The sequence below is a fragment of the Blautia acetigignens genome, assembly GCF_025566865.1.
GTDB lineage: Bacteria > Bacillota > Clostridia > Lachnospirales > Lachnospiraceae > Blautia_A > Blautia_A acetigignens.
Map to the genome: position 1 here is coordinate 1 of NZ_JAOQJM010000037.1, position 3,524 is coordinate 3,524.

Here is a 3,524-nt window from a genome sequence, read left to right on the forward strand (position 1 = left end):
ACAGATGCTGTCCTATGTGTCAGGAGTTTCCAAAAGAAAAATGGGTAGATGCACGGCGTGAGGATATCTTAGATGCTCCGTATTTCCATGTAGTTTTTACAGTTCCAGAAGAACTTAATCCCATTATCTACAGCAACCAGAAATTCTTATACACTGCTCTTTATCATGCGGCTTCAGATACTCTCAGTGAACTTGCTGCTGATAGTAAATATCTCGGGACTGATATCGGCTATATCTGTATCCTCCATACATGGGGAAGCACCATGAATTTTCATCCTCATATCCATGCGATTGTTCTTGGTGGAGGGCTGGATGTGAAAAATCATTGGAAAGACAATGGGAAAGATTTTTTCCTTCCGATTAAGGTAATCTCAAAAACGTTTCGTGGAAAATACATGGCTGAACTTAAGCAGCTCTGGGAAAATGACAGGCTTGAATTTCATGGATCGGCTGCACCTTACAAAAACTACTATACTTTCAAGGAATTGTTAAATACCTGCTATGCAAAGGAATGGATTCCTTATTGCAAGAAACCATTTGACGGTGCCGAATCTGTTATCAGATACCTTGGAAAATACACCCACCGGATTGCTATCAGCAACTACCGTATCAAAAGTATGACAGAAGCTACAGTTACCTTTTCTGCTAAGGATTATAAAAAACAGGGTAAGTGGAAGGAGATTACCATATCTGGTGAGGAGTTTATCCGTCGATTTTTAATGCATGTTCCTCCAAAACGTTTTGTACGTATCAGGCACTACGGTCTTCTTTCATCCAGAAATAAGAAGAAAAAGATTACCCTATGCAGAAACATCCTTGGCTGCAAAAAATATATTTCCAAGCTGAAAGATATGGATGCACCTGCCATTATCCGTCTTCTTTATAATAAAGATATATGCAAGTGCTCTTCCTGTGGTGGTAAGATTATTCCTCTGCCTACAGAACAATATTTTATAAAACCAAAACCACATATGCTCTGTTAACGTATCATAACTGTATATTTTTTTAGCTTCCTTAGGGAGGCTTATTTCTGGTGTCATAATACAGGACTGAATTATAAATTTTATGTGTTTCTATGTGTACACGCTATCCTATTATAAATAGAGTGTCAGAATTAAAAGTCCATATAGAGTTGACGCGCTTTGTTCAACCAGAAAAAATCGAAATTGATGCAAACGAAAGGGCAGTTAATGAAAAATCTCAATACTGCTTTTTCGTTTGCACCACCTTCGATTCTTTCCTTAACGATTTGTCGAACACATGAAAATTTGAAGTTTACAGCGAGGTGAAAGAGGTTGAATTATGTAGAATATGGAAAAGAAAACAGCGATGTAATTATCCTCTTACACGCAGGCGGTTTATCATGGTGGAATTACAAAGAGGTTGCTGAAAGACTTCAAACAGATTATCATGTGGTTTTGCCTATATTAGATGGTCATGCAGGATGTGATAAGCAGTTTACGACGATAGAGAATAATGCTTTGGATATTATAGAATTTGTAAATAGCAAATTGGGCGGTTCTGTTTTAATGATGGGAGGACTATCGCTTGGAGGGCAGATTTTGCTTGAAATTTTATCTCAACGCAAAGATATATGTAAGTATGCAATAGTGGAAAGTGTACTTGTGATACCTTCAAAATTTACATATTCTATGATTAAACCGGCGTTTGGAAGTTGCTATGGCTTAATAAAGTATAAGTGGTTTTCAAAATTACAATTCAAATCACTACGAATAAAGTCGAATTTGTTTGATGAATATTACAAAGATACTTGTGCTATTAGAAAGAGTGATATGATTGCCTTTTTACAGGAAAACTCAGTATATTCACTAAAAGATGGCATTGGAGAGTGTGAAGCAACCATTCAAATTTATGTTGGAGAAAAAGAAAAGCAATCAATGAAAAAATCTGCTAAAATCATTCATGAAAAATTGCAGGATAGTTTTATACAAGTTCTTCCTAATATGTATCATGGAGAGTTTTCAATAAACCACGCAGATGATTATGTGAGAAAACTATTAGAAATAGTAAAGCGAAGGTAGGTTCGACTTATAAGAAAAAGGAAAACAATAAAACAAATACAGATGATAAATAATTTCCTGCTTGTATTGTTGGAAAATCGGGATTCATAGAATCCTTTTGTGATTTGCAACTTCTGGTTGACAGATTTACAGCCTGAAATGGTGGAATGCAAACAGCAAAACTGTTATATTTAGCTCATAAAATCTGCAAAAGGAGGAAAAAATGATTTTAGCTGATAAGATTACAGAGGAAAGAAAAAAGAATGGATGGTCACAGGAAGAACTAGCCAATCAGTTGGGCGTATCCAGACAGGCAGTATCTAAGTGGGAAAGTGCAGGAGCTGTTCCAGATTTGCAAAGAATTTTACAGATGTCGGAGCTTTTTGGTGTTAGTACAGATTACCTATTAAAAGATGAAATGAAAGCAGAAAATATCACCTATCACGAAAGTACTGAAAGCTATGCAGAACCGTTGAAAAAAGTAACTATGGAGAATGCAAATGAATTTCTTGACATGAAAAGAAATGGATCCAAAGTAGTGGCAAACGCAACAAGTATGTGTATCTTAAGTCCAATATTATTGATTGTTCTTGTGACAATGGCAGAAGATAGCGTATTTCATGTTTCGGAATCTCTGGCAACAGTATTTGGATGTGTTTTTTTGCTTGGAATGGTTGCGGCAGCCGTCTTTTTGTTTATTACATATGGAATGAGTGAATCACATATGGAACATTTTGAAAAAGAATGCTTTGAAACAGAGTATGGTGTATCTGGAATGGTACGAGAAAAAAAGATTCCTATGAACCAATTTTTATCAGAGGAACAGCTGTTGGGGTAGTGCTTTGTATACTGGCAGTGATTCCGACAATTATTGCCGAATCTATGGAAGCGTCCGACTATTACTGTGGTCTTTCCGTTGGATTACTGCTATTCATACTTGCAATAGGAGTGAATCTGTTGGTTCGTGTTGGGATGGTAAAAAGCAGTTACGATACCCTTCTTCAGGAAGGCGAATATACAAAAGAAGAAAAACTGTTTAAGAAAAAGACTGACACGTTTTCTGGTGTATATTGGTGCTTGACTACAGCGATTTACCTTGCATGGAGCTTCTGGACGATGAGCTGGGATATTACATGGATTGTATGGCCGGTTGCTGGTGTTTTGTTTGCAGCATTGCTTGGTGTGGTGAAAATGGTGTTAAAGAATGGCAGTGAAACTCAGCACTATATTTAAGATGAAGTTAAGTTTTTTTCGCATATTATACGCATCCAGAAATTCAAGTTTACAGAACTGAATCAAAAGAGCTCGAAGGAGCTCTTTTTCCTTTTTTATAATAGTATCATTATGGTATAATAGAGACATTAAAATCGTTAAGGAAAGAATCGAAGGTGGTGCAAACGAAAAAGCAGTATGGAGACTTTTCATTAACTGCCCTTTCGTTTGCATCAATTTCGATTTTTTCTGGTTGAACAAAGCGCGTCAACTCTATATGGACTTTTAATT

General features: G+C 36.4%; 2 protein-coding genes and 1 pseudogene. All 3 read left to right on the plus strand.

The window, feature by feature from the left end:
• On the plus strand, nt 1-983 hold a 983-nt coding region (locus tag OCV70_RS18710; protein ID WP_262579991.1), incomplete at its 5' end, for an IS91 family transposase.
• Nucleotides 984-1,295: 312 nt separating this feature from the next.
• Nucleotides 1,296-2,042, plus strand: a complete 747-nt coding sequence (locus OCV70_RS18715; RefSeq protein ID WP_117855415.1) for an alpha/beta hydrolase — start codon at nt 1,296-1,298, stop codon at nt 2,040-2,042.
• A 202-nt stretch (nt 2,043-2,244) separates the two neighbouring features.
• Nucleotides 2,245-3,254: pseudogene (locus tag OCV70_RS20025) on the plus strand (helix-turn-helix domain-containing protein).
• The last annotated feature ends 270 nt before the right edge of the window (nt 3,255-3,524 follow it).